We start from the raw sequence: 26,410 nt of genomic DNA, 5'->3' as shown, positions 1-26,410 counted from the left end.
TTTAGCACTTTAATGAAACATACATTATATTTAGTATAGTACAAAGACCTATTTATTTGTAAAAGTTTCCTTTAAAGTCATTGAATTAAAATCACCTTTCCATTTCCATCCGGCAAATGACAGAAAAAAAATCAAGAGTACCTCAAACCGAGTTGACAAAAGGCATACTAAACTACCCACGTGAATTTTTTATTTTATTTACTAAATGATAATTATCACCCGCCTTGTAAAATGGACCTATCGTGAATAAAACGGGTTAGGAAATGATAACCATCACTAGCCAATTCATCAGGACTTCCGGCCAATGGCCGCCATATACTCGCTGCCCGGGCCAATTCTTTGGAAGGCGCCCCGAAAGTTTCTATCACGAGCGCTCCATTATAATTAATTTTTTTCAGTGCTTCGAATATACCTTCCCAGTCCAAATGCCCGGTGCCGGGCGTACCCCGGTCATTTTCATTGGCCTGGATGTGAACCAACTCACCATCCAATTTTTCAATACAGCCCGGAATATCCTTTTCTTCAATATTACTGTGAAAAGTATCTAATAGAATTTTCAGATAATCACTCCCAATTTCTTTTGTTAATTCTAAGGCCTGATCCACCGTATTGACCATATCGGTTTCGAATCGATTGAGAGGCTCCAGTGCTAAAACAACTCCAAGATCTTTTGCCCTTATTGCCGCTATATGGAGATTTTCCAGGCACCACTGTCTTTCTCGTTCTTTTTGTTCAGGGGATACTAATCGGGTTTTACCAACCGCAGAATAAAGAGGCCCGCCAAACACCGGGCTTTCCATTTCACTCGCCAATTCCAGGCAATCGATTATATAATCTAATCCTCCGGAACGAAATTCAGATTGATCACTGGATATATCACGGCTTTCTCCAAAGGCTCCGCTAACAGAAATTTTTAACTCTAAATCCAAACATGTTTTCTTCAATTGTACCCAGTCGATCAAATTCCGGTCTTCCACAGCAATCTCTATAATATCATATCCGATGTCTTTGGCTTTATATAATACATCAAAAGATTGGGTTGAAAATGGTGAAGTCCAGACGAATGTACTAATTCCGAGTTGCATAAGTTTGGTTCTTTATTTTTAATTGTCAATTTTCTTCTTTGCCGGGATCTGGTATCACCTTCCTAAGTACCTATTTACAGACGGTCTGAATGAATATACGGAACAGAAAAATTTAGAAAATGAAGCCCTGGCACTGCAAGTTATAAATTGTAAAAGTTATTCCTTATACCAGGGTTTTGTCAGGAGACCTGACATGAACCTGGAAATCCATAACATACTTTATTTAAGAAACGGTGCACTAGTGTTTTGACACGATAAAGTGGAAACATATCGGTCTTTCCTACAACCCAAAATTCGGCACCTCAATCCGTACTCCCCCTTTCATCGCCGATTCATGGGCACAAATTCCGGCACAGGTATAGTTAGCCGCCAATGGCGCATCCACAGCAGAATCCCTGCCTTCTACAATAGCCGCTATGAACTCCTGAACCAGGTGCGGATGGGATCCACCGTGCCCCGCTCCCTGTAAAAAAGAAACGTGATTCGGATCATCTATTTTTTCGCGCTTGGTAAAACTTGCTATTTCTTCAATTAACAATTCATCCGTATCCGGTACATCTATCCGAAATGCATTTTCTCCACCATCAAAGACAACATGGTGTTCATCCTGTAATTGCTCCCACTCAAAAGACATTTTTGTACCGTAAACATCGTAGCTTTCCCTGTACTGTCTGACTACATCAAAAAGAGAGCGTGTAGCTTCTGCCACTACATCCGTACCTTTCAATGTAAATGTAGCTGTTTCCACTGCAAATGGGGATCCGTAGCGCTCAGCCAGATCATTAGTCAACTTTCCGGAACCGTGGCAAACCACCGTTTCGGCAATAGTATCATTTATTTTCAAAAGCGGGGAAATCGCATGGGTCCCATTGAGCATAGGAGGGTATCCCTTCCAGTAATCTGCCCAACCATCCATACTCATGTCCTGGATATGGGATCCACGGACAAATTGAATTCTCCCTAATTTACCCGATTTTACTAAATTTAATCCATACAGAAATTCCCGGGTATAAATAGCTGTTTCCATCATCATATATACTTTCCCGGACTTTCTCTTCGCTTCTACAATGGCTTCACAATCCTCTCTCGTCATAGCCATAGGAATGGTACAGGCAGTGTGTTTCCCCGCGTTCAAAGAAGCCAGGGTCATTCGGGCATGGTCGGGTACAGGTGTCACTACGTGAATAGCATCTACATCATCCCTTTCCGGTACTTTTTCAAAGTCTGTAAAACACAAATCATCATCCAGTCCAAACTTATTCTTCAATTCCCGAACCGTATTTTCATTCCGTGTACATATGCCCACTCTTTCAATATTCGGATGTTTTTGATAAATAGGTATAAACTCTTTTCCAAATCCCATCCCAATAATAACTACCGTAATTTTCTTCATTCCAAAGTTCTATTTTACAATTAAATCAAAATTAGTTTTCGGATACCCAGCGAACCGCATTAGTTAATAAGGTTTTATATTCATCCCTTGTGTGGCTTTTTTCATCGTGCCCAAGACTAATTCCTGCAATTCTTGCTTTCGGATGTTTAACCGTAAATACTACAGGATAAAATTCATCCGTGTGCATGGACATACCAATAGCCAATACTTCAATTCCCCTGGCTTCCGGGTCAGGCATATATCTGTACAATTCATCCGCTAATTCAAAGGTCAATGGGACATCTTTGGTGATAGGGTGCGTAGAATTAACTACACAATTCTTGAATACCCTGTATTCCTCGTGGCTTTTGCTTCCACCCCCGGCATAATTAAGATTGTATTCCGGCCAATCCGCCCAGTTGTACCACAATCCGGGATGTAATAGAAGCAACCCGTTCCCTTTTTCCACAAAACGGGTTATGGCTTTTTTCCCCTCGTCCCCGATCGGTTGATTATTACTTAAAATAAGGACATCTGAGTGTTTTAAGTAAAAAGGAATCGAATCCACATGATCAGTATATTGCACTTGAAAGGAATGCAGAGATTCTATCGTTTTTGCATCTTCCTGACGATACCACCGGTCAAAATCATGGGAAGCCCCTCCCCCTACCAATAATATATTAGCTGTCTTTTGAGCACTGGCGACAGTGGGATATAACCCCATAACTGCAGATAAAAAACTACAGACAAATAAACTCAATATCAATTTTCTATTTACCATACCATCCATTTAAAATCTTTAATTAATAACTTTCATTACACCGTTCATTCCACGCCAATGTCCCGGAAAAGTACATACATATGGGTAATTCCCCGTTTTATCAGGCACATCGAATGTAAGGGAATAACTGTCCCCCGGCTGTAATAATGGTGTATGGTACATTACTTCATCGACATCCGGAATATATTCTTTCTCTGCTGCTCCTGAATATTTTAGCATTTCATCTGCGGCCTTCCCGACAATTTCCAGTGTCCCGGGTTCAATGATCAAAAGGTTGTGGGGCATAGCATCGGGATTTTCTACAATTAATGTTACCCGGCTTCCTGCTTTTACAGTAATTTCCTTCTTATCATATTGCATTAAATCTTTTACCGTTTTAATCACGATCGTTTGATCTGAACTCACGGTAGCTCCTCCATCTTCATTCACAGCATCTCCCGGATGTTTATATTCTCCTCTTACCAATTTTACTTTGACATTTCCCATATTCCCGGTAAATTCGGATTGTCCTTCCAAAAACTTATTATCAATATTCAATTCTTGTCCTGTCCTCAAATATCCGGCAAGAGGCGTTTTAAATACAGCAGGCCCCTCATTTTCATCTACTATTTTATTATTAATTTTCAGCAATAATTTTGAATCCTTTGAAAGCGTAGCTTCTACCAGGTAGTCTCGTTTTCCTCTCAATCGGTCAGAGACTGAAAACAATTCGGAACCGCGATAGACATTAAAGAAAATTCGATCATTCTCAGCATAGAGAATATACCCCTCTTTTTTATTTCCTTGAGCTGCTATTAAACCGTTGTAGTCTTTTCCATCATTTCTACTTATCATAGTTTCAATCACAATTCCTTTGTTTGAGACATCAGGAGAAAACTGCAGTCGGGACCTTCTTCCCAAAATGTATTCTTCTTTTCCGAGGGATTCCAAAATAAGGTTTCCAAAAGAGCTAAACATCTTGCCTTCTGATTGGATATAAAACATTTCCTCATGGCTGGCAATAGCACCAATTAAAGCTTGGGCCAGCCAACGGTCATTGGCATTTTCTATATTGTCCGTTGCTTCTATCAACAAGTCAACTATTTCCGAAGACGAAGGGAATTCAGCGAGCTTGACAAAAGCTGCTAATCGGGTATTAAGATGGGGATCATGTATTATGTTGCTCTGTTTGATATCACTTATCAAAGCTTCATTTGCAGGCAATACCTGGATAGCTGCCTTCCGGACACCGGGAGAAGGATGATCCAGGCTTTTTATTACAGATTGTAGAGCTTTTTCATGCCCATGTATAGCATTCAGCCCTTTCATTGTCCACAAAGCGTGAATAGCAGGTGCATTTAACGCTATAGCATCAACCGATTGATCATCAACAATTTTGATGAGGTCGCTCACAACATCTTTATTCTTTCGCTCTACCAGTAGTCTCTGGGCATGGGTCCGCCAAAATTTGTTATCACTTTTCAATGCCTTCAAAAGTCCCGGAACATCATCTTTAGATAATTCAAATCCCTGACTTTCGCCCCCTCCTTTGTATACAAGCCTGTAAATACGACCATGCATTTTGTCCCTGAGTTCACTTTCAAAGGCATTCCCTTCACCATGCGGCTGGTCTTTGAAAGGCAGTACCTTCTCTGAGGGCGCTTGTCGGGGAACAAAAACATTGTGTTGTATGATAAAGTTATACCAATCCACTACCCAAACCGCCCCATCAGGTCCAACTTTCGCCTGAACCGGGCCAAACCATTCATCGGAACTTGCCATAAAATTCCAACCGTCGGATTCGGCAAACCCCGCACCATCAGCTTCTAATATAGCATTATGTACCAATCGAATTGTAGGTTCGGCAACAAACGCTATCCGGTTCCAATATTCTTCCGGGAAATTTCTCGCCGTGTAGAATTGATGCCCGGCCGCTGAGGTAAAACCCCCTACCACATCGACCTGCCTCAAATTTGGCGTAAGAGGATGTGCATTGTAATGTCCATCAATTTTTTGGATGGCATTAACTTCAAATTTCTTATCCTCGTCTCTGATCCTTCGCTGGGTCATCCATTCCGGCATTGAATAAAAAGCGCTATGTGTATTATTAGCCGTAGAAATAAATACATTGTTGTCCTCCGTCATTCCCAACCCCCAGGTATTATTGCTGGTAGTTGCCAAATATTCAAAATCCGAGCCATCGGGATTGAACCGATACAAACCCTGTCCAAAAATTTGGCGTTTACCATTGATATATCCATCAAATCCGGAATATCCGGTCACCCCCCATATCTTATTATCAAAACTATATTGCAGGTGGGAAGGGCCGGCATGGGTATCGAATTTTCGCCAACCGGTCATTATCGTATCACGCAGGTCAGCAACATCGTCACCATCCGTATCCTTTAAATATATAAAATGGGGAGCCATAGAAACCAGTACTCCATCGTTCACAAAAGTCAGACTGGTAGCAATATTCAATTCATCAGCAAATACCGTAAATTTATCGGCTTTCCCGTCACCGTTCGTATCTTCACAAATTTTGATTTGGTCATTTTTGGCACCATCCGTTTCTACAAAATCATTGGGATAATCCAATCCTTCTATTACCCATAGTCTGCCTTTTTCATCCCAGTTCATCGCAATAGGATTCACAATATCAGGTTCAGATGCAAACAATTCCACTTCAAAACCCACTGGTTTTTGAATGAGTTTCACAGCCTCTTCAGGGGACTGAGGATCCTGAATTCCCGGGACATCATGCCTGGCCGTAAAGTCAGCAATGGAATCTCCATAAATACTAGCCCTGGGTATTTTCAAATCCTCTACCAATTGCTGTACTTTGCTTCCCAATGTCCAAAACACCCCGTTTCTCAGCAAGTGAAGGAAATTGGATTTCTTCCAGGTCATTTCGCTACTTCCCAACGCGGTATAGAAAATTCTACCCTTTCCTTCCTTTCGGGTCCAGGCATAGGGTTCCCCTGAATCTGTATTCCCATTTTCTATTAAAATAGTAATATCAGGTTGTAAATTATTGTGTTGATAAATAACATCAGTTGTCTCAAATCCGGAGAATCCTTTTACTACCTGGGATGAAGTATCAGCTAAGTGGACCGTTATCTCTCCTTCAGCACCCTGGACTGCACTTCCTCCTACTGCATTACCGTACCAATCCGAGTTTTTAAAACAACTGGAACCAATATTGAGCACTGTTAATCCTTTTCCGGCTGAAACAAAACCTTTCAAAGCATCTTCTTGATCCGGCGAAAGAGTATCGATAGTAGAATAAATAATTAATCCATCATACAATTCCAGGTTTTCTTTGTTTAAATCACCACTTTCGCCTGTAAAAGTTACATTAACTCCGGATTTAAACAACTCGATAGCCATCCATGAAGCATATTTTTCAGCATCAGCAATACCTTTACCAAAAAACAAGACTTCTGCTCTTCTCGGTGGGTCATCCGTGCAATTGACGAACAATAAGGAGATTAATAAAACAAAAAATGGAAATCTATTCATCCCTAAATTATAAGTTGTGGATTATACAACAAATATAGAACGTAATTTTATCGAAAGTCGGCTATATTTTGCCCTTTTATAATCAAATTATATCCTACTATCAATCATATATCACCCATCTATGACAACATCAGATCAAATAAACGAAGAAGTAATTAGATCTTTTCTCCATGTTCAACCCTTCCCCATACGGTGTCTGACCGGGCCGGAATTACCGAGAAATCTGACCAGTCTTTGTGATTAAGGTAGGTAAATTCACATTTTTCTTTATACAAAAATTATATCGTACGACTGCTTGGCAGAATGCCCCACAAACTCCGAAGGAGTTGAATAACAATAACGCCGGGTGCAACCCGGTGCTAAGAGGTACCTGTCTGCACACCAACTCTGAAAGAGTTGAACAAAGAACAAAATCCATGTTATTACTAAGTTGTGGTAAAAATTCAACCACATAAAACATTATTCTTTCATAAATCCGTATATCTAATCCATTGTAGGTCATATACTTAAAACATATCGGAACCTAAAACAACTTTATAAATTATGAGTACTTACACCCAAATTCTTTACCAAATAGTCTTTAGTACCAAGCATAGAAACCCAACTTTACTGGAAGAAAGCAGAGATTTACTTTTCAAAGATATTTGGGGTATTTTGAAGAATAAAAAATGTCATTTGTATTGTATCAATGGTGCAGAGGATCATATACGTATAGTAACGCACATACATCCAATCGTTGCTGTATCCTCCCTGATAAAAGACATTATACTTGGGAGTAATGACTATATAAAAAAGAACCGCATATTTCTCGATTTCTCCGGTTGGCAAGAGGGATACGGGACATTCACTTATTCAATTAATGAAAAAGAACGACTCATTAGATACGTTAAAAACCAACAAGATCATCACAAGCATTTTACTTATAAAGAGGAATTAATCGCTCTACTAAATGAACATAATATAGAATTTGACGAGAAGTATTTACTTTAGATTCTAAGATTGTTCAACCCCTCCAGGGTTGACTTTATCCGGCATTCATACCCCGCATTTCATACGGGGTTATGAGGGTTCAATCCTTCCAGGATTGAGTGCTTTAGTCTTCGTAACTTCGGGTGAAGACCCGAAGTTACTTATGTTCAACCCCAATTGGGTTGCCCACCTCCGTTAGCTATCTTTGGTATTTCATAGCCTCACAAACATTATATAAATTTCTATGGACTAAATGGTATTAAAGGCTCCAAGTTTTCGATGCAAGTTAAAGTCCAAAACTGAATTATTAGTAACTGCAAAAGATTAAAAGGCTTCTGTCCGTAGAAGAATGAAGGCAATCACAATAACCTATCCCTATCTATCTGGTGGCAATCTACACGTTTTTGAAAAACTCCGAAGGAGTTCAACTTCAATAACTCCGGGTGGAAACCCGGGGATTAAAGCGCTCCGGAACCCAACTCCGAAGGAGTTGAACAAAGAACAAAATCCATGTTATTACCAAGGTGTGGTAAAAATTCAACCACATAAAACATTATTCTTTCATAAATCCGTATATTTAATCCGCTGTAGGTCATATACTTAAAACATATCGAAACCTAAAACAACTTTATAAATTATGAGTACTTACACCCAAATTCTTTACCAAATAGTCTTTAGTACCAAGCATAGAAACCCAACTTTACTGGAAGAAAGCAGAGATTTACTTTTCAAAGATATTTGGGGCATTTTGAAAAACAAAAAATGTCATTTGTATTGTATCAATGGTGTAGAGGATCATATACATATAGTGACGCACATACATCCAACCGTTGCTGTATCCTCCCTGATAAAAGACATTAAACTTGGGAGTAATGACTATATAAAAAAGAACCGCATATTTCTCGATTTCTCCGGTTGGCAAGAGGGATACGGGGCATTTACCTATTCTATTAAAGAAAAAGAACGACTAATCAGGTACGTTAAACACCAACAAGATCATCACAAACGCTTTACTTATAAAGAGGAATTAACCACTCTCCTGAATGAGCACCAGGTAGAATTTAATGAGAAGTACTTACTATAGTCTCACTTACTAAAGATTGTTCAACCCCTTCAGGGTTGATTTCTATTTCTGGCATTTCATTCCCCGCATGGCATGCGGGGTTATTTATGTTCAACCCCATTCGGGGTTGCTTCCTTTCCTAACATTTCATTCCCAACACTGCATACCCTTACAGGCCCAACTTGCCTGCCTAGGTATATGGAGCGGGTTATGAAGGTTCAACCTTCCGAAATTACCGAGCAATCAGAAGAATCTTCGCGATTCAGGTAGATGAATTTCGTACTCTTCCATATGAAAATTACATTGCACAAATGCCAGACAATATGACCTGAAAAACTCCGAAGGAGTTCAACTTCAATAACTCCGGGTGAAACCCGGGGATTAAAGCACTCCGGCTACCCAACTCCGAAGGAGTTGAACACTTCAGAAATCAAGTCCCCTACCTCTTACTCCCTTCAAACACCGGTGCACTTTGAGACGAAGTACCCGGTGTATTCCCCCTGATTTCCGGCCAACCGTCTTTCCATACTACCGGATCCAGCATCAACATACGCCGCGTTGCCCCACTCCTTACTTTTCCCTGATTCTTGTCAATACCGTGATACACAAACCAATCCATATCCATATCATCAGTAATCAATCGCGCATTGTGACCCGGCCCCACAAAAACATAGTTGCCTTCTATAAATAATGTGCCGTTTCCCCTCTCAGCAATTGGGTTCCCTTCCCTGTCCAAGTAAGGCCCTTTCAAACTTTCGGAACGGGCCACCATTACATGGTATTTGGTTCTGGCACCTTCACAGCAATTGCCCTTGGATCCAAAGAAGTAATAGTAACCTTTCCTCTTATGGATCATTACCCCTTCAAAATCTCCCGCTGCTATTTTAAACTTTCGGGAGAGGTCCAGCACCGATAATCCGTCACCTGCCATAGGCACGCCATAAGTACCCTGAGAAGGAGCACTACTATAACTTCCCCAGAACAAATACTTCCGGCCATTCTCTTCCCAATAAAACGGATCAATTGAATTGGGGACACCCGATTCTTCACTGGTAAAGATCTTCCCCTTATCGGTAAAGGGACCATCGGGATTTGTAGCGACCGCCACACCTATACCAGGATTGGCATCGCCCCATACGGAATAAGCATAATAGAGATAATATTTCCCATTTATGTAATTTGCATCGGGAGCCCACAAACCTCCTCTTTCTTTCCAGGCAGGTTTTGTCTCAAAAGCTTCTCCCACAACCTCCCAGTCAACCAGGTTTTCCGACTTCAATACGGGTATAAGCCTGCTTCCCATACCATCTCCCCAATCATCCTGTGTACCATAAACATAAAAAAGTCCGGACTTCGGATCCTTTATTACAGTTGGATCCGCCAGGATGGGTTCAAATACCGGATTGGTAAAAGTCTCTCCTTGCCAAGTCCCGCCGGATTGCAACGCTGTTTGTCCCATAGACCTTCCAACGATCAACATCACTACTGCAATAGTCAAAAATATTTTGCTCAACTTCACCCTATTTTATATTATCAATTTGTATCGTTCCAGGGTTGTGGCACAACGCCTGTCCTAAGGGCATACCCATTCCATATTTTCTTGAGTTCCTCAACTATTTCTGGATATTGATCCTTTACTTTGTGCAATTCACTCCTATCCTTTTCCATATCATACAATTCCCAATCCCCCATCGAATAACCTTTCCATTTTCCCTACGAACCATCCTGTAATTACCCTTTGGATTCCAGTCTCCATCTCCCCTTCCGTACTGCCCTGTTGGTTTCATGCTCCCAGCACAAGACGCTATCCCGTTTGAAATCTTCCCGCTTTTGTTTTCCGGTCCGGTTCGTCTTGCCATGAATGTGAATCCAGGGGTGATAATTCAAGATTCGGATCAACCAACCCCAATTGTTTGAGGCGGTTGAGTCTTTGTTCCCTTATAACCTCCCACCCTACATCATATACACCTTTGTATTTTGCTATTTCTTCCGGAGGTGCCTGCATGGGCCAGTGGGCAGCAGTATAAGCCATATACATAAAAAAGGGCGGACGTATCCCGTTCATTTACAAATCGGACACCTTCATCAGAAATAGCATTGGTATAGTAATAGTTTTCGGAAGGATAACTCCCATCAACCAAAGGAGTAATTAGTTTATTACCCCGACAAAAAGTAGCCGGGTCATAATAATTCCCCGCTCCTTGTATCGTACCATAATACCTGTCAAAACCTCTCTGAAGCGGCCAATTGTGTTTCGGACCATCATCCCTGACATTGGCAGTAACATGCCATTTACCTGTCATCATTGTAGAATAGCCGGCGCTTTTCGCCACTTCCGCAATAGTGACAACATTTCTACTGAGATCTCCCTGGTACGGTTGGAGATCCGTATCAATATTTACTCCGGTCATCCATCCCATACCCGCCTGGTGAGGATACAATCCCGTAAGTAGCGAGGCCCTTGTGGGACAACATCTTGCAGTATTGTAAAATTGGGAAAAACTTAGTCCGTTTTCCGTCAACGCATCCAGATTAGGCGTGTTGACTTCTCCACCATAACATCCCAGGTCTGAATACTCCCATATCGTCAGACATAATAAGAATAATATTGGGCTTTTCGGAATTGCCGATTCCCCTTTGTAGGCCATGCGATTTACTACTAATAAAATACAGAAAAAACAAAAGAGGCAAGAAAAATCGAATATGTTGCTTTTTAGTATTCATTTTAGGGTAGATTTTATCGATACATTTATTTTGTTCCTTTTTTATAAATACTTTTATCTATATCATGCGGATAGTCAACATACCAATGCAGTAATTCTTGTCTGAGTTCATCCGCAATCTCAGGATCAGTCGTGGCCAGGTTACTGCTTTCACCCGGATCCTCGGATATATTATATAACTGCATATTGGAACCATCAACATCCATCAATAATTTAAAATCTCCTTTCCGAATCGCCAGGTCAGGGTCATTATCTCCATCATACCCAGGACGGTCCGGTGGACGGATCCAAAACAACGGCTTCCACCTGGATCTGGTTGATTCTCCTGATATGACATCGAACATATTTTCTCCGTCATAAGAAATGCCTTTGGGAGGATCAACACTTCCAACCTGCATAAAAGTAAGAGGTAGGTCAACACCTGCAATTACTGAATTCTTGTTAATAGTTCCCCGCTTGTCTTTCGAAATTACACCCGGCCACCAAACAATAAACGGTTCTTTTATTCCTCCCTCATAAAGTTGGGTTTTATAACCTTTTAAATCTCCCGCTTTATTTACATTTTTATCAGGGCCATTGTCACTGGTAAATACAATAAGCGTATTATTGGCAAGGTCTGGCTCATTTCTAATGTATTTAAAAAGACGCCCCATTTGCCGATCCATTTCTTCCATCACGCCCAGGAATCGGGATTTAACGGAAAGGTCCCCCCTGAGCGAAGCCGGAGGCTCCAACGGTGTATGGATATCATCCGGCCAAAGATTTATGTAAAAAGGTTTGCTTTCCCTTCTGGCATTTTCTATGGCTACAATGGTACGATCGACAAAAACACGGGTAAAATTTTCCCTCTTTTCCCAGTGAACTTCCCCCCTTCCCAGATCTGCAGACATTTTTTCCAATCCTCTCGTACTATCTTTTAAATGATTAAGAGTCTCATAAGTAGCTAAGTACCGCTCTCCCAATCCTTCAAACTGCGTCACTGACTCATCAAAACCGTATTCTTCAATCAGGGGAACATCCGCTACATCCCGTCCCCCTCCGAGGTGCCATTTTCCGATATGTGCGGTGTAATAACCTGCCTTTTGGAAACTCCTTCCAATAGATGGTGCTTTAAGGTCGAGATAGTCACGAATCCCCCTTGATTTATTTTGTTCCCGCGATGAGATATACGAAGTTATTCCCCAACGGGAAGGATAATGGCCTGTGATCACAGCAGTTCTGGAAGGGGAGCAAATGGGAGAATTCACATAAAATTGATTGAACCGAATTCCTTCATCCGCCAGTAAATCAATATGGGGTGTGCGGACTTCCGGGTTCCCATAACATCCGAGATCTCCGTACCCCATATCATCGATAAACACAAATAAAATATTAGTCGATTGCCCCGAGCAAATATTCAGGCTAAAGAAGCACAGTGTTATTAGCATTGAAATTCGGAAAACAGATACTAATTTAATGAATACCCATTCGATAAAACGATATTTCCAACTTCCCAGGCCAATTATAATGGCATCCTCGTCTTTCTGTCTTGCAACAATATTGTCAATCTTTTGCTCCTCCATAATTTTCATAAATTAAAATATTACTAGTTTATTCAAAAATGTACGGAATCGACTGTTTACGGGTTTTGATTTTTGAAGCATCATAAGGCCCGGTTTCACTATCCTCTTGTGTTTTCCTCCAGGTATTCATCTGACTGCGAAAGGATTTTAAAATTTCCGAATAATGAATATTTGCGGCAAGATTTCGGGTTTCACCCGGATCATTTTCAATATCATATAATTCTTCATCTGGGCGATTATGATAACGCCAGAGGACCCACGCAGCATGTTTTGTTTCAAACGATTGATCCACCCACGAATCCCAATATTGCCTCCCTCCGTCGTGATTTTTCGATTTGTCCATATGAGTGGTATATTCTATTTCCGGAGCCAGGTTTAAGATATATTTATATTTTCGGGTTCTGATCATTCGCATCGGAGACCGGTTCATAGTGCCGTCACCGGTGTGAGAAGCAAATACTTCTTCACGATGACTTTCTCCACCTTTCTTCAAAATAGATAAAAAGCTTTTCCCATCAATGTCCGAAGGGTTTCCGGGGACTACACCCCCCGCTATTTCAACCACGGTGGGCAAAACATCAATAAGAGAAACCAGGGCAGCTGAGGTACTTCTTTCTTCACTTACTTCCGGCCACCGTACCAAAAGGGGTACTTTAACGCCGTAGTCATATAGGTTCCATTTTCCGAAAGCCCATTGGGGACCCTGGTCGGATGTAAATATGACAACCGTATTATCATCCAGTGCATTAGCCTCCAAAGCATTTAATAATCGTCCTACATTTCGATCCATCTTTGTAATGTCTGTATAATATCTTGCTCTGGATTCCCGGGTTTCCCTGGTGTCAATATGTCTTTCCGGAACATTTATTGCGGAAGGATCATAATCAGTCGATTCAGGCCAAATTACATGCGGGCTATGGTCATTGACGATCAAAAGGAAAGGACTGTCCCCTATAGATACATCGGCAAGCCACTCTTCCACCGGTCGCATATTGAGATCCGTCCAAAGAACTCCTTTTCCCTCATATCCCGGTTCCTGTACATTGGTGTGGTGAATCATTTCAAAGGGATAAGCCTCTTTCGGGCCAATATGATATTTTCCGGCGATAGCGGTCTTATACCCCATTTGTTGCATTAAAAAGGGCAATGTAGGTATTCCATCCCTGATACCAGTATGATTGGCATGGGCACCATTTCGAAAAGGCATTAACCCAGTGAGAAGAGCTGCACGTGAAGGAGAACAGGTAGGAGATGCTGCAAATGCATTGGAAAACAGCATCGATCTTGAAGCCAGGTGATCCAGATTGGGTGTTCTCACTACTACGTTACCATAAGGACCGATATCATGTGCCCCCAGGTCATCCGCAACAAACAAAACAACATTAACAAGGCCTTCCGAAGAAACAGTTTGACCACGAAGAACAATGACCATAACCATATTAATAATCAAATTATACAAAAACCTGGCTCTCATATGCTACTAATTTAGAGCTTGATAAAATTTACCTATTTAGGAACAAAGAATAAATTTGATTTCAGACAAGAATGATCCTATATACTAAATGTGAAACATAAATCAAAATACCTGATGTCTTAATTAATCTAACCGAAGTCCGAAGAATTTTAAGGAGTCTGAGCACATGCGAATAGTGATGATCGACTAAAAGGGGCCAATATATAATGGATATTTAGAGCTCCTTTTAAGAAGAAGATTGCTGTTTTCAAAGGGGTAATTCCCAAATGCAAGTTCTCATACTGGATTGAGACGGTGCACCTACTACGTTCCCTTCTTTTGCTTTATCGGGATAAAAAATCAGGAAGCTACCTTTTACTATTCGTCGAACACAGTTTAATCTAACTTATCTTATTTGGTCCATAATTTGATTTTAAAAAAATGTATTTTATATAAAAATTTCTGATGTAAATATAAATATTATTAATATCTCACTGAACCGATGCATACCCTCTATCGAACCCGGACAACATCTGAATAGATGGCCTGATCCGCACCTACGGGCCTTACTCCTACTCTTGCAAACAACGCCCCGTTAGCCTCCACTTCTGCAATTCCGGATACATCCATAGACAATTCCAGTTCATTTCCTACCTGCGGAGCGCTCAAATCCTGACGGCCTATATAGACCACGTCATCAACAAAGGCGGTTTTACCCAGCAATACCATGGCATATTCGGCATTAGCAACTTCTGCAATTTGATCTATGGTAAAAGTAGCAGTTACTTCATTCTTACCTTCCAGAGAAATATCGACCTCAGAAAGCATAAAATAAGGTGTAACTTCCAAATTTACTTCAGCACTTCCATTTACGGTAACCAACATAGTATCTCTGTCATTAACCCATGGACCATTCTGGTCGCGGGTAACCAATTTATACTCCCCGTCGAATAAAGTAGCTTCGAAAGATCCGTCTTGTTTAACAAATACCGGAATAGGGGCATCCAATTCATACCCATCCTGATACAATTGTAACTGAACTGCCTCTCCCGTACCCCTCAGACCGATAGATTCGCCTTCATACGTTATTTGACCGAACAATTGGGATCCGGGTTCATCGTAATTATCAAGTCCACAGCTTATTGTGAAAAATAGTCCAGCGAACCAAAGGATATATATATTATTTTTCATGATTATATTTATTTTCAATTATTGAAAAGGATTTCTCACAAGCTTTGGATTGTTATTGATCCATCCCTGATCCAGAAAGTTGTAATAGTGCCTCAGTTGGAAATGCCTGGGATTCGGGGAATTACTAAACGGTTGTTTATCAAATACCCACTTCCCGTCATTTGGGCTTCCTGGAGCATTTACTAAATACGGGAACAAAGCAAATTGCTGTGCTTCGGGGTCATTCTGTACCCCATTCCATACTTCATGAGCCAGTCTCCAACGTTTCAAATCCCAATACCGGTGATCTTCGAAGGCAAATTCGACCCGGTTTTCCCTGACAATATCCTCAAATGTCAAAGCCTCTAATTCCTGAATCCCTGCACGGGACCTGATTTGATTAATATAATCCAGGGCTTGCTCCTTTTGTCCCAATTCAAAAGTGGCCTCACATGCAATCATCAACGCTTCGGCAAACCTAAACCTGGGAAACCACATTTCACTATTTCGTCCCCGGGTTGAAGCACCCCCTGTTTCATCCATAAATTTTCGAAAGAAAAACCCGGTTTTATTTATGAATTGTTGATTTGAAGTCGTCGGACCGTTTACAGAAGTAATCAAATCTTTATCATCCCCACGATCTCCAGGTTGCCCGGTCCTTTCTTTCCATTGCCCATTTTCCAAATATTTTTGCCCCGCCTGGAGCACCACTTTACTACCTTTGAATTCAGCTCCCGGATATATTATTGAACCTCCCAATCGAGCATCTTTATTCTCAAATGCATCTTCAGGGCTATCATAAAATATATAATTGCCTTGTGCATCCCTCGTCCGGATGGTTCCATCCCTATTGTCCGCATACTCGAAATCTTCTACCAAATTGAGGATCGGACCGGCGTACGCTCGGTCGATATCTTCGGCATGGGATGCCGGTATATTGACCCTCGTAAAACCTACTGTTTGCCCGGGATATATGTAATCACGAGCCCAAATAACTTCCAGGTTGTTCTCCTTGATACTTAGTGCCTCATAAAAATTCCTTTTCAGGTCATCCGGATCAGACATATTCAACTGGTATTTTCCACTATTAATCACTTCCTGTGCTGCAGAGTGGGCCTGTTGATAATATTCATCCGCCCTTTCGGCCGGAATGCCGACTTCCCCTCCTTCCGTCCGTATGGGATTGGGCATTTTGTTATTGTAATTCGCGATGGAGCCGGCATAGACAGCCGCCCTGGCTTTCAACATATATGCCGCCCATTTGGTAGCCCTGGCGGCATTAATTGACGGTTCTTCGGGTAAAAAATCCACTATAGCATTACATTCAGAAATTATATAATCATACAATTCTGCCTCTGTAGATCTCGGATACTGCAAGGTAGAAATATCCGTACCTCCTGTATATTCAAAAACGTCATCTCCAACAATAGGCATTCCACCCAACCCTTTACACATATTAAAATATACCCAGGCCCTGAGAAATCGCACTTCTCCTTCATAGGCCTGTCTTGAATCTTCATCGAGTATAGGTGTTTCACGTAATCCTTGCAAGAATTGATTGATGTTTCGGATCAAGGTATAATCATACACTCTCCATTGGTCATCCGAATACGTTTGTAACAAGTCCGGACCACCATCGCATTTTCCAGCTTCATCCAGTACCGTATAAGAATAAGAATCATTAGTATGCTGTCCCCAGGTTACTCTGCCATAATAGTTGGCCAGCACAGATTGTATAATTACTTCATCGCTAAAGACCTGGTTACCTGTAAGGATCTGATCCGGTTCCTGTTCAAGTATATCAGAACAGCCACCAAACAAAACAACCAATATTGGCAAAATAATATATATGTAGTTTTTCATGGTTATTAAAATTTTAGGTTTAAACCAAAATTGTATATCGTCATGGTAGGATATCCCAATCCATTGTCGGCATCGCCTTCCGGGTCAATCCCAATGAGATTGGTCAAAGTCCATAAATTCTGGCCTGAAAAAGAAATACGGACACTGGTAATCGACCATTGCGACAATAATTGATCGGGAAGCGAATATCCCAAAGCCAGGTTGCGCAATTTGATATATCTGACATTGTGCTTCCAAAAATCACTATTCCAGTAATTACTATGCCCACTGTTCCCTATCAATGGGGTAGGATATTTACCGGGGACCAATTCACTTTCCGCATCAAAGATATCCGACAAACCCCATGCATCATCCAAGTAATACTGGGGATTATTCCCACCGTCATGGAAAGGGTTTCGCTGCTCCCAGTTCTGATACCAGGAGTACATGGCCCCGCCTGTCAGGTCAAATGCCAAATCGATCCCTTTCCATAAAAAGCTAACATTCAATCCAAAATTGAGGACCGGTGTCGAATTTTGACGGTAACCAATCGGACGTTCATCCAATCCGTTTATTACGCCATCCCCATTTTGATCGACATATTTGATATCACCGGGACGAAGCGTCTTGTTACCTTGCCGATCATTATCAATTGGCCATGAAGCAATTTCTTCCCAACTCGTAAATTGTCCATCGGTTTCCAACCCCCAATTGAGATAACCGTATCTCCGCTCTAATGAACCGCGGTATTCGTCCCAGGAATTGCTAAACCTGGGTTTATAGCGATCCCAGTCATAAAAACGGGAATAGGTAATATTACCCCCTATAGAATAATTCAACTCCCCTCTGGTCTCACGCCAGTTAATGGATGCATCATACCCTATATGCACATCTGAATTCAGGTTTTCCAGTGGCAGACTAAACCCGACCTCGGAAGGCAACAATACATCATACCTGGAAGCCGGCAAGCCTGTTCGAATTCTTCTAAAAAAATCTATTGTAGCGGTTAACCTGTAATCCAAAAAGCTCATATCCACACCTACATCCAACATTTCCGCTTCTATCCACGATAAAGTGGTAACGGGTAATCCCCTTGGAGCTGTTCCGATCGTATATTCTCCATTAATTACAGATCCGCCTGATTTATAATTGTAACCGCTTAAATAATCAAACGGAGCATAACTATCCCCCAAATCATCATCTCCTAAAATGCCGTAAGAACCTCTTACCTTAAGGTCATCAACAACCTCTGCCAATCCGCCATTTTCCCAGAAATTTTCTTCAGAAATTCTCCATCCAAGTGATACCGATGGGAAAAATCCCCAACGGTCACTGGGGGGAAATTTCCAGGATCCGTCGTAGCGTGCCGCCAATTCTAAAAGATATTTATTACCATAATCATAGTTGATCCTCCCCATGTACCCAAGCCGGGCTTGCGTATTATCCCCTACATCATCATAGGTATCCGCTGTTTCATAATCGATCAAATTCAACGCATTGGCTGTTGGAATAGAATGTATCCAGGTAGTGGGTTCATCTCGTGTAATGGTTTCCACTCCCCCCAGAAGCGAAAGCGTGTGGTTGTCAATTACCTTGTTATAGGTCAACCTGACATTAGAGGTCACCTCTTCTACATGGCCGACTCTCCGCTCACGCCATGGATTGTTATTCTCAAAAATAACGGGATACGTATCAGAGTCTTCATCATAACCGTATAACTTATAAGTATATTCGTGATTGTCCAGGCGCTGGGCTGCATAGTAATATCCCATCAAAGCTGAAATTTTAAGTCCGTCTAACAGCTCGTATTCCGCATCAAAATTCAATTGACCAACCCGCCAGGTTTCCTGCCACTTGCCGGATAAATCATAGGTTAACCAGGCAAAATTCGTTCCCGGGTCCGTAGAAGTCAAGGTAGGATAATCGGGATTATCATTGGCGAAAGGCCGTACGGTAGGCAGATTTCGGTATGTAGCGAAGCGGGGCAACCAATAATCATCCCCTCCAGGCACACCTGGATTCACCCGCTTCTCCACCCGGCCATTAAGGCCGGCTCCTAATTTCAAACGGTCAGAGACCTGAGATTCTATATTCATTTGCACGTTGGTCCGGTTAAATCCCCCATAATTTACGATCATGGCATCCTGGTTGAGATGTCCGGCACTGAAGTAATAGTTGATTTTATCCGATCCACCCGACGCGTTGACGTTGAGATAATACTGTGGAGCTGCCTCCCATACAAAATCATACCAGTTAAATGGCCTATAGCCTTGCTCTGTTCCCTGTCGCCATTTCTCGAGATCTTCACGGGAATATTTGTAATTACCGACCCCTTGAATGGTTTCCGATTGTATATATTTTTCCACATAGGTAGCTGCGTCTGCCGGCTTCGGAAAAGTAGATAGGTTTTGGAAGCCATATTTACTGGTCACACTAATTGTATTTTTAGTGTTTTGTCTTCCTTTTTTTGTAGTGACTACCACCACTCCATTGGCTGCGCGAACACCATATATCGCTGCAGAAGCATCTTTCAATACAGAAATAGACTCGATATCATTAAAATCCAGATTATTAAACTGGCCGGCATCCTTTTGTATTCCGTCAATTACGAATAAAGGATTCCCCATATTCCTAATCTGAAGTGCAGTGGATGCCCCTGGCCTCCCATCAGTTTGCCGGGAATTTAATCCGGCTATCTTCCCTACCAAAGCACCGGAAGTAGTCGAAGCTACAGACCGTTGGATATTATCCGAATTTAAGGTAGTTATAGCACCTGTTAAAGATTCTTTTTTAGCCGTCCCATACCCTATCACCACTACTTCCTCCAACGTTTCAGAATCCTCGGTCAAGACGACAGAAACCTCAGTTCTGCCTTCGACCTGGATTTCTTGTGGTTCATAACCTACATAGGAAAACACCAAAATAGCGTCTTCTGCTACATTCTCTATTGTGAAGTTCCCATCAAAATCAGTTACTGCTCCTTTCTCTGTATCTTTTACCAAAACATTTACCCCCACCAGGGGATTTCCTTCTTTATCTAAAACGCTACCAGATATATCTACTTCCATAGGTAGCGTATTCCTACCAAACCCTTCCAAAGTCAAAACTGTAGCCCCAACCAAATTGGTCAGGAAAATAAGAATCGTGGCGACACAAACGCATCGCAGCATTGTAAGTACCATATTCCATTGGTTTTTTATGTTAATTAAAATTTCAATGTCATCACCCTGACTTCTTTTTTAAAGAGTCAAAAAGAAAAGTCCCAGTGAATTATATAATTTTTATAAATCAGATTTATAGTAAGCTGTAGAAGCAAAGGTAATGTACTGCAAATTGATAATTCTGCCTTATTTTATCACATTGTAGTCATATTATATCCATAATAAATTTTTTTTATTTAATTTTTGATAATATTATACCTATTTAAGAACACCATATTTGAAATTAATACGAATGAAACAACGACATGTCATACCCAAGGCCCTTATTCCGGACTCAAAATCGTTTCTCATCAAAGAAATACACGCTCCTCATTTTGATCCTATTTTCCACCTTCACCCCGAATTTCAAATATCATACGTGGTACAGGGGGAAGGAAACCGTTTTGTAGGAGATAATGTAAAACCCTTCAAGGCCAATGACCTGGTATTATTAGGTCCCAACCTACCCCATGTCTGGAGAAGCCATAAGGCTTATTTCGAAAAAAACAGTACATTGAGCACTACAGTAATTGTCCTATATTTTCAGGATAATTTTCTCGGCAGGACTATTCAGACAAAAGAAGAATTTGAAGGGATTAAACATCTACTTAAACATTCCCAACAAGGATTAGAGATAACCGGAAGAACCAAGAAAAAGGTGTGTCGGTTAATGGTTGAATTACTTTCACTCAAAGGTACGGAAAGCATTATTCAACTGCTCAAAATATTAAATACGCTAGCTGAGTCCGATGAATGTCACATTATTACACAAACCCACTCCATATCCTATAATACAGAAATCGAAACCCAACGAATGAATAAAGTATATGAATTCGTAATGGATCATTTTCACGAAAAAATAAAGCTGGAAGAAGTAGCCGATATCGCCTGCATGACCAAAACTTCCTTTAGCCGTTACTTTAAATCGCGATTAAATAAGTCCTTCTCGGACTTTCTCAAAGAAATAAGAATAGAACACGCCTGCAAACTCCTCAAAGAAGGCGAGATGAACATCGACCGGGTGGGGTATGAAAGTGGTTTCCATACCCCTTCCAATTTCAACAAGCAATTCAAGAAAGTTACCGGACAACAACCCCGGCAGTACCGCGATGAATACCATAAAATCGCACATGATTCGTATCATCAGGTGTGATGGAGGAATATGTAATGTAATAACTACAAGCTACTGACATAAGCTTAGACATTGTAGCTCTTCATTACCTTTCATCGTCCTGTAAGCGCCTCCGGATATTGATTCAATATAGCGCGTAACCTTGCCACCACTTCCGGATTTTCATCCGAAATATTCCTTTTCTCTACCTCGCTGTCTTTATAGTCATAAAGTTCCATTTCGGCCGTCTCCGAAGCCTCACCAATCTTCTTCCACTCTACCAGTCGATATCTTTCGGTGCGAATGGCGCGCCCCATTCGACCACCACGCGGATAGCAGTGATAGGCATGATCCCGGTCACCGTCAAGTGGATTCACCAGGGCAGGCACCAGGCTCTTCCCGTCAAAAGGTTGGGTTATGTCCACTTCTTCTAATCCGGCCAATTCTGTCAAAGTGGGATAGATATCCACGGTCTCGGCAAACTGATCCGTATTTTCCCCTGCTTTGAAATCTTTCAGTATTGCTTCCGGAACCTTTATTAAAAGCGGTATTCGATTCGCCGCCTCATAATTGACATGTTTGGTCCATATACCCATTTCGCCGAGGTGAAACCCATGATCCCCCCAAAGAACGACAATCGTATTTTCATCCAGACCCAGGCGCTCCAATTCCTTCATTACTTTTCCGATCTGGACATCTACATAACTAATTCCTGCGTAATAGCCGTGAATCAAATTTCGCTTTATTTCCTCTGGAAAAGGGTCTGAATCAGAAGACTGCGGAATGGGTTTGTACTGAACGATCTCCCCGTCGCGTTTGACTGCATAGCCCGGTGCCCCCTCAGGAGGTTTCTCAAAAGCCGGCATAGGAAGGTGATCCGCATCATATAGGTCCCAATATTTCTTCGGTACTGAAAACGGTAAATGAGGTCTGGCAAAACCCACAGCCATAAAAAAAGGTTTGTCCTTTTTCCCCAATACACGTAATCTTCCAATAGCATATTCAGCAGTTCGTCCGTCTGCGTAGTCTTCGTCATCCACATCGGGTGACTCCCAGGCTGCCCCTTTGGGCAAAGATCTGGCGAACTCCCAACTTTCATTATTAAAAAGCGCTTCTTCCCGGGTCAACTCCCCACCTGTACTTTCCGGATTTTTATATTCGATCACTTTATCCGAATGGTGTGGGACACTCCACGATTGTCCGTCATTGTAAGTACCGTGACCAATGTGAAATACCTTGCCCATAGACTCAGAATGATATCCACTTTTTTTGAAGTACTCTGGAAGGGTAACAGCATCCGGATAGTAGTCCCTGAAATCCTTACCGAATCCATAAATGCCTGTGGAAGTTGATCGACTCCCCAGCATTAGGTTAATCCTCGATGGTGCACATACGGATTGATTGGCATACCCCCGGTCAAAGCGCATGCTTTCAGAAGCCAGTGCATTGATATTGGGAGATATTGCAGTGCCATCCCCGTAACATCCCAATGCCGGGCGCAAATCATCGACGAGAATGAGTAATACGTTTGGCCCGGGCTTTACAAGCTCCTGCGACTGCATATAACCAGGTAAAAAAACCAATATCCAACATGAAATTTTTAACAATATCCTGTACTCCATAGCTTTGAAAAGTTAAACAACTTCTATTTCTAAAAGAAAATATATGTATATCATTACAGCAAATCTTTGCGGTAAGCTTCCCGCACCAGTCCTGCTACATTTTTCACCCCTAATTTGGCGATCAGGTTTCCACGGTGGGATTCTACGGTATGGGTGCTAAGATTAAGCTCCGTAGCTATTTCCTGAGTAGTCATTTCAGCTACAATCAGTTTTAATATTTCCGTCTCCCTCCTGCTAAGTCTGGGTTTATATTCATTAGATGGTTTATTTTTCAGGGATTGGGCCAATAGCGACTCCTTCAATTTTTCCTGTATATATTCCTTACCCTGATAAACAGATAAAATGGCTTCCTCAAAAACTTTCTTACCAGCAGATTTCAGAATAAAACCATTTCCTCCTGCAGCCAGGAAGGTCTTTACAATCCCAAATTCATCAAACGTTGATATTCCCAATATCCCCATTTCGGGAAATGATCGACGTAAATTTTTACACCAGTAGACTCCATCTTTTTCACCTCCCAAATGGATATCCATGAGAATTACATCACAAGATTCTTCTTTCAGGTGATCAAGAAGATCTTCCCCGGAGGTAAATCCACCACACCATACCATTTTCTCATTCCCATGCAAAATAGCCTGGTACCCTTCCAGGATAAAAGGATGATCGTCCAATGCAGTAATCCGTATCATAATTCTTCCTTAAATAACCCGGGACAAAATAATGAAATTGTTGTACCCAGTCCTTCATCAGCGTCAATATTCACTATTCCATTTAATAGAGATATCTGGTTTTCTATGTTTTGCAGGCCAATCCCTTGTGTCCGGACACCTTTTATATCAAACCCCTTTCCATTATCTTCCACAATTACTTCACAATCGCTGCCATGCCTAAATACCTGGACGAGGATCTCATCACATTCTGCGTGTTTTATAGCATTTATGACCAATTCCTGAACCGCCCTGTATATAACGAGGGCATCCGAACTATCCAAAGCATCTATATTCCCACTGCTTTCAAAAATGATTTCTATTTGATCTTTTTGACTAACGAGGTTACAAAAATACGCTAAAGCACCATCCAACCCGGATTGTTCCAATTTGATCGGAGCCAATCTGTGGCTTATTGTCCTTGCTTCCTGGTGTGCTTTTTCTACGATCTCCGAAATTTTTCCATACGGTTCTATTATTCCGTTTTCAGTATCGGTACCCATCGCGGAAATATGCAATTTGGCAGCTGCTAGTAATCCACCAATGTTATCGTGTAACTCCCTGGAAATTCGCATCCGTTCTTTTTCCTCGCCTGCGCTGTACTCCTGCAAAAGCAATACCTTTTGTTCTGCTTCTTTTTGCTGTAAAACACGGTCTTGTAATGCTTTTTTCCTCCTGTAGTTACTAATAATCAGTCCTCCGATAACCAGAGATATCAAGAACCCTCCTAAACTAAGATACAACCAGTTTGTCCTGGACTCCAATTCATTTCTTGTATTGGATAATTCCAATTCCTTCTCCAGGTTAAGAGCCTTCTGGCGCTGCAATTCAAAGTTGGTTTCCAGTTCCAGTATCCGGTTTTTAGTATTTTCATTCTGTATTTCCTGTTTCAAGGAATATCCTTTTCCCTGAAAGCCAAATGCTTTTTGATATTCACCAATTTTGCTGTACAGCTCAGCGGCTGATTCATACAGGTTAACTAATCTATTTTTTTCTTCTACCTCTTCATAAATATCAATGGCTTTAACCAGGTAATTTTCAGAAAGTCCATAATTACCAATCATAGAATAATATTTACTAAAACCGCTATACGAATAGGCTATTTTTTCCTGCGACTTCATTAACTCAGCTATTTCCAACATTTCCCGGGCATGGATTAACATATCTCCAGGCCTGTTGTAAATTCCACTAAAGTCTACCATATTGGCGTGGAAGGCATATTTCAAATGGATATTGGTGTTTTCTACATATTTTTCGGCTGCTTTCAACTTCTGGTATGCAGCAGAAGTATCCTGCATGTGTTTTAAAGAAATCGCATGGTTAACAAGCAAGCTGGCATAGTTTCCCCATTGTCCCTGATCAAACGCCAATTTTGTCGCTTCTTCAATATAAGGTATTGACCTTTCATATTCTTCCTGGTGCATAAGAACGGCGGCAATATTGGCCAGTTCTTTAACGATCGGCGCTTTCCTTTCCAGTGATTTATTTATCGTATAAGCCTTTTGGTAATTTTCCAATGCAAGTCCGGTCTGTCCTGTCATTGTGTTAATATTTCCCTGCAAATCCAGGTAATCCGCATATTCCCTCAAATCGTTTAAAGTATCAATTCCCAGGAAGGCTTCCCTTTGAAGTATTTTGGCGGAATCCAACTCTCCTTTTATCACATAAATTCGGGCAAGACCTATTTTCGCGCGAATCTCTATTTCTTCCAGACCATTTTCTCCAGCCTCCGATACAATTTCTTTTCCAAGTTCCAGCGCACGGGTAAAGTCTATCCGCGTCAGACTATCCAGTTTCCTTAGCTTTTTGTCAAAGTAGACAGAGTCGACCTGTACCCCTTGCACATATCCTTGAACTTCAGTGGAAAGCACAACCAACAATACAATAAAAATTCGCAATATATTACCAATTTTCGCCATGATTCGAAAGTAAGTAATAAAAGCGATTTTATCGATTTCTGAAAAAAGAATAAAAATGTTAATCCAATATAATGCCCTTTCTAAAGGATAAGAAATAGCAAATACAAGATTTACCCTGACAAGTTCCTATGCGTCACACGAGGTTTATATTCGGCCCCCGTCTAAGTGAATTGATCCAGTAACTGTAAAAGGATAAACATTGGTGATTTCAGCTTCCCTCTTCAAGGTACCGGTATTTCATTCATTCTTTGCCACAGAAAAGCAGTAATCACTTCCTACTAAAGTTCAAATGAATCCTCTGGTCATTCTCCACTTTCCTATTATCAAGTA

At 41.3% G+C, this 26,410-nt stretch carries 18 protein-coding genes; 3 read left to right on the top strand and 15 right to left on the bottom strand.

Going from position 1 to position 26,410, the window contains the following annotated elements; translation table 11 throughout:
• Positions 1-215: 215 nt before the first annotated feature.
• The 4 genes from LVD47_RS11840 to LVD47_RS11825 form a co-directional block, all read right to left on the bottom strand.
• Positions 216-1,085 (bottom strand): sugar phosphate isomerase/epimerase family protein, encoded by an 870-nt coding sequence (locus LVD47_RS11840; RefSeq protein ID WP_236976193.1) that lies wholly within the window; start codon positions 1,083-1,085, stop codon positions 216-218.
• Between the two features lie 280 nt (positions 1,086-1,365).
• Positions 1,366-2,478 carry a Gfo/Idh/MocA family protein gene (locus LVD47_RS11835; protein ID WP_236976191.1) on the bottom strand — a complete coding sequence of 371 codons (1,113 nt, stop codon included), beginning with the start codon at positions 2,476-2,478 and terminating at the stop codon, positions 1,366-1,368.
• Between the two features lie 31 nt (positions 2,479-2,509).
• A complete protein-coding gene (locus LVD47_RS11830; RefSeq protein WP_236976189.1) occupies positions 2,510-3,238 on the bottom strand; it encodes a ThuA domain-containing protein in 729 nt (242 codons plus the stop codon).
• 18 nt (positions 3,239-3,256) lie between these two features.
• Entirely contained in the window at positions 3,257-6,739 is a 3,483-nt protein-coding gene (locus tag LVD47_RS11825; RefSeq protein ID WP_236976187.1) for a PVC-type heme-binding CxxCH protein, read from the bottom strand.
• A 543-nt stretch (positions 6,740-7,282) separates the two neighbouring features.
• Between LVD47_RS11825 and LVD47_RS11820 the strand changes: the two genes are divergently transcribed.
• Positions 7,283-7,729 carry a transposase gene (locus tag LVD47_RS11820; protein ID WP_236976177.1) on the top strand — a complete coding sequence of 149 codons (447 nt, stop codon included), beginning with the start codon at positions 7,283-7,285 and terminating at the stop codon, positions 7,727-7,729.
• Between the two features lie 616 nt (positions 7,730-8,345).
• Positions 8,346-8,792, top strand: a complete 447-nt coding sequence (gene tnpA / locus LVD47_RS11815) for an IS200/IS605 family transposase (protein ID WP_236976173.1) — start codon at positions 8,346-8,348, stop codon at positions 8,790-8,792.
• A 418-nt stretch (positions 8,793-9,210) separates the two neighbouring features.
• Here tnpA and LVD47_RS11810 read toward each other — a convergent pair whose 3' ends face one another.
• The 8 genes from LVD47_RS11810 to LVD47_RS11775 all read right to left on the bottom strand — a co-directional run bounded on the left by LVD47_RS11810 (position 9,211) and on the right by LVD47_RS11775 (position 20,703).
• Positions 9,211-10,290, bottom strand: a complete 1,080-nt coding sequence (locus tag LVD47_RS11810) for a family 43 glycosylhydrolase (RefSeq protein ID WP_369427781.1) — start codon at positions 10,288-10,290, stop codon at positions 9,211-9,213.
• Between the two features lie 115 nt (positions 10,291-10,405).
• The gene (locus LVD47_RS11805; RefSeq protein WP_236976170.1) at positions 10,406-10,630 is read right to left on the bottom strand and encodes a hypothetical protein; all 225 of its coding nucleotides are present in this window, start codon (positions 10,628-10,630) and stop codon (positions 10,406-10,408) included.
• 99 nt (positions 10,631-10,729) lie between these two features.
• Complete coding sequence (locus tag LVD47_RS11800) at positions 10,730-11,419, bottom strand: sulfatase-like hydrolase/transferase (protein ID WP_236976168.1); 690 nt, start codon at positions 11,417-11,419, stop codon at positions 10,730-10,732.
• A gap of 101 nt (positions 11,420-11,520) precedes the next feature.
• Entirely contained in the window at positions 11,521-13,065 is a 1,545-nt protein-coding gene (locus tag LVD47_RS11795; RefSeq protein ID WP_236976166.1) for a sulfatase-like hydrolase/transferase, read from the bottom strand.
• Positions 13,066-13,084: 19 nt separating this feature from the next.
• Positions 13,085-14,530, bottom strand: coding sequence for a sulfatase family protein (locus tag LVD47_RS11790; RefSeq protein ID WP_236976164.1), 1,446 nt, complete (start codon positions 14,528-14,530; stop codon positions 13,085-13,087).
• 492 nt (positions 14,531-15,022) lie between these two features.
• Positions 15,023-15,700, bottom strand: coding sequence for a DUF3823 domain-containing protein (locus LVD47_RS11785; protein WP_236976162.1), 678 nt, complete (start codon positions 15,698-15,700; stop codon positions 15,023-15,025).
• Positions 15,701-15,718: 18 nt separating this feature from the next.
• Positions 15,719-17,542: a RagB/SusD family nutrient uptake outer membrane protein gene (locus LVD47_RS11780; RefSeq protein WP_236976160.1), complete on the bottom strand. Its 1,824-nt coding sequence runs from the start codon at positions 17,540-17,542 to the stop codon at positions 15,719-15,721.
• A gap of 5 nt (positions 17,543-17,547) precedes the next feature.
• Positions 17,548-20,703: a SusC/RagA family TonB-linked outer membrane protein gene (locus LVD47_RS11775; RefSeq protein ID WP_236976158.1), complete on the bottom strand. Its 3,156-nt coding sequence runs from the start codon at positions 20,701-20,703 to the stop codon at positions 17,548-17,550.
• A gap of 271 nt (positions 20,704-20,974) precedes the next feature.
• Between LVD47_RS11775 and LVD47_RS11770 the strand changes: the two genes are divergently transcribed.
• Positions 20,975-21,874, top strand: coding sequence for an AraC family transcriptional regulator (locus LVD47_RS11770; RefSeq protein WP_236976157.1), 900 nt, complete (start codon positions 20,975-20,977; stop codon positions 21,872-21,874).
• A 71-nt stretch (positions 21,875-21,945) separates the two neighbouring features.
• Here LVD47_RS11770 and LVD47_RS11765 read toward each other — a convergent pair whose 3' ends face one another.
• From LVD47_RS11765 to LVD47_RS11755, 3 genes are read right to left on the bottom strand one after another with little or no spacing between them, the layout of a single operon-like run.
• Positions 21,946-23,454, bottom strand: a complete 1,509-nt coding sequence (locus LVD47_RS11765) for a sulfatase (protein WP_236976155.1) — start codon at positions 23,452-23,454, stop codon at positions 21,946-21,948.
• Positions 23,455-23,507: 53 nt separating this feature from the next.
• A complete protein-coding gene (locus LVD47_RS11760) occupies positions 23,508-24,143 on the bottom strand; it encodes a LuxR C-terminal-related transcriptional regulator (RefSeq protein ID WP_236976153.1) in 636 nt (211 codons plus the stop codon).
• On the bottom strand, positions 24,140-26,080 hold the full coding sequence (locus LVD47_RS11755; protein ID WP_236976151.1) for an ATP-binding protein: 1,941 nt from the start codon (positions 26,078-26,080) through the stop codon (positions 24,140-24,142). Before LVD47_RS11755 ends, LVD47_RS11760 begins: the two co-directional genes overlap by 4 nt.
• Between the last annotated feature and the right edge of the window lie 330 nt (positions 26,081-26,410).

This window comes from Membranihabitans maritimus (assembly GCF_021729145.1).
In the GTDB taxonomy this organism is placed as follows: domain Bacteria; phylum Bacteroidota; class Bacteroidia; order Chitinophagales; family Saprospiraceae; genus Membranihabitans; species Membranihabitans maritimus.
This window is presented reverse-complemented; position numbering and strand designations above follow the sequence as displayed.

Coding starts and splice junctions, on each gene's coding strand:
- LVD47_RS11840 (WP_236976193.1), bottom strand. CDS start 1,085: ATGCAACTCGGAATTAGTACATTCGTCTGGACTTCACCATTTTCAACC.
- LVD47_RS11835 (WP_236976191.1), bottom strand. CDS start 2,478: ATGAAGAAAATTACGGTAGTTATTATTGGGATGGGATTTGGAAAAGAG.
- LVD47_RS11830 (WP_236976189.1), bottom strand. CDS start 3,238: ATGGTAAATAGAAAATTGATATTGAGTTTATTTGTCTGTAGTTTTTTA.
- LVD47_RS11825 (WP_236976187.1), bottom strand. CDS start 6,739: ATGAATAGATTTCCATTTTTTGTTTTATTAATCTCCTTATTGTTCGTC.
- LVD47_RS11820 (WP_236976177.1), top strand. CDS start 7,283: ATGAGTACTTACACCCAAATTCTTTACCAAATAGTCTTTAGTACCAAG.
- tnpA (WP_236976173.1), top strand. CDS start 8,346: ATGAGTACTTACACCCAAATTCTTTACCAAATAGTCTTTAGTACCAAG.
- LVD47_RS11805 (WP_236976170.1), bottom strand. CDS start 10,630: ATGGCAAGACGAACCGGACCGGAAAACAAAAGCGGGAAGATTTCAAAC.
- LVD47_RS11800 (WP_236976168.1), bottom strand. CDS start 11,419: ATGGCCTACAAAGGGGAATCGGCAATTCCGAAAAGCCCAATATTATTC.
- LVD47_RS11795 (WP_236976166.1), bottom strand. CDS start 13,065: ATGAAAATTATGGAGGAGCAAAAGATTGACAATATTGTTGCAAGACAG.
- LVD47_RS11790 (WP_236976164.1), bottom strand. CDS start 14,530: ATGAGAGCCAGGTTTTTGTATAATTTGATTATTAATATGGTTATGGTC.
- LVD47_RS11785 (WP_236976162.1), bottom strand. CDS start 15,700: ATGAAAAATAATATATATATCCTTTGGTTCGCTGGACTATTTTTCACA.
- LVD47_RS11780 (WP_236976160.1), bottom strand. CDS start 17,542: ATGAAAAACTACATATATATTATTTTGCCAATATTGGTTGTTTTGTTT.
- LVD47_RS11775 (WP_236976158.1), bottom strand. CDS start 20,703: ATGGTACTTACAATGCTGCGATGCGTTTGTGTCGCCACGATTCTTATT.
- LVD47_RS11770 (WP_236976157.1), top strand. CDS start 20,975: ATGAAACAACGACATGTCATACCCAAGGCCCTTATTCCGGACTCAAAA.
- LVD47_RS11765 (WP_236976155.1), bottom strand. CDS start 23,454: ATGGAGTACAGGATATTGTTAAAAATTTCATGTTGGATATTGGTTTTT.
- LVD47_RS11760 (WP_236976153.1), bottom strand. CDS start 24,143: ATGATACGGATTACTGCATTGGACGATCATCCTTTTATCCTGGAAGGG.
- LVD47_RS11755 (WP_236976151.1), bottom strand. CDS start 26,080: ATGGCGAAAATTGGTAATATATTGCGAATTTTTATTGTATTGTTGGTT.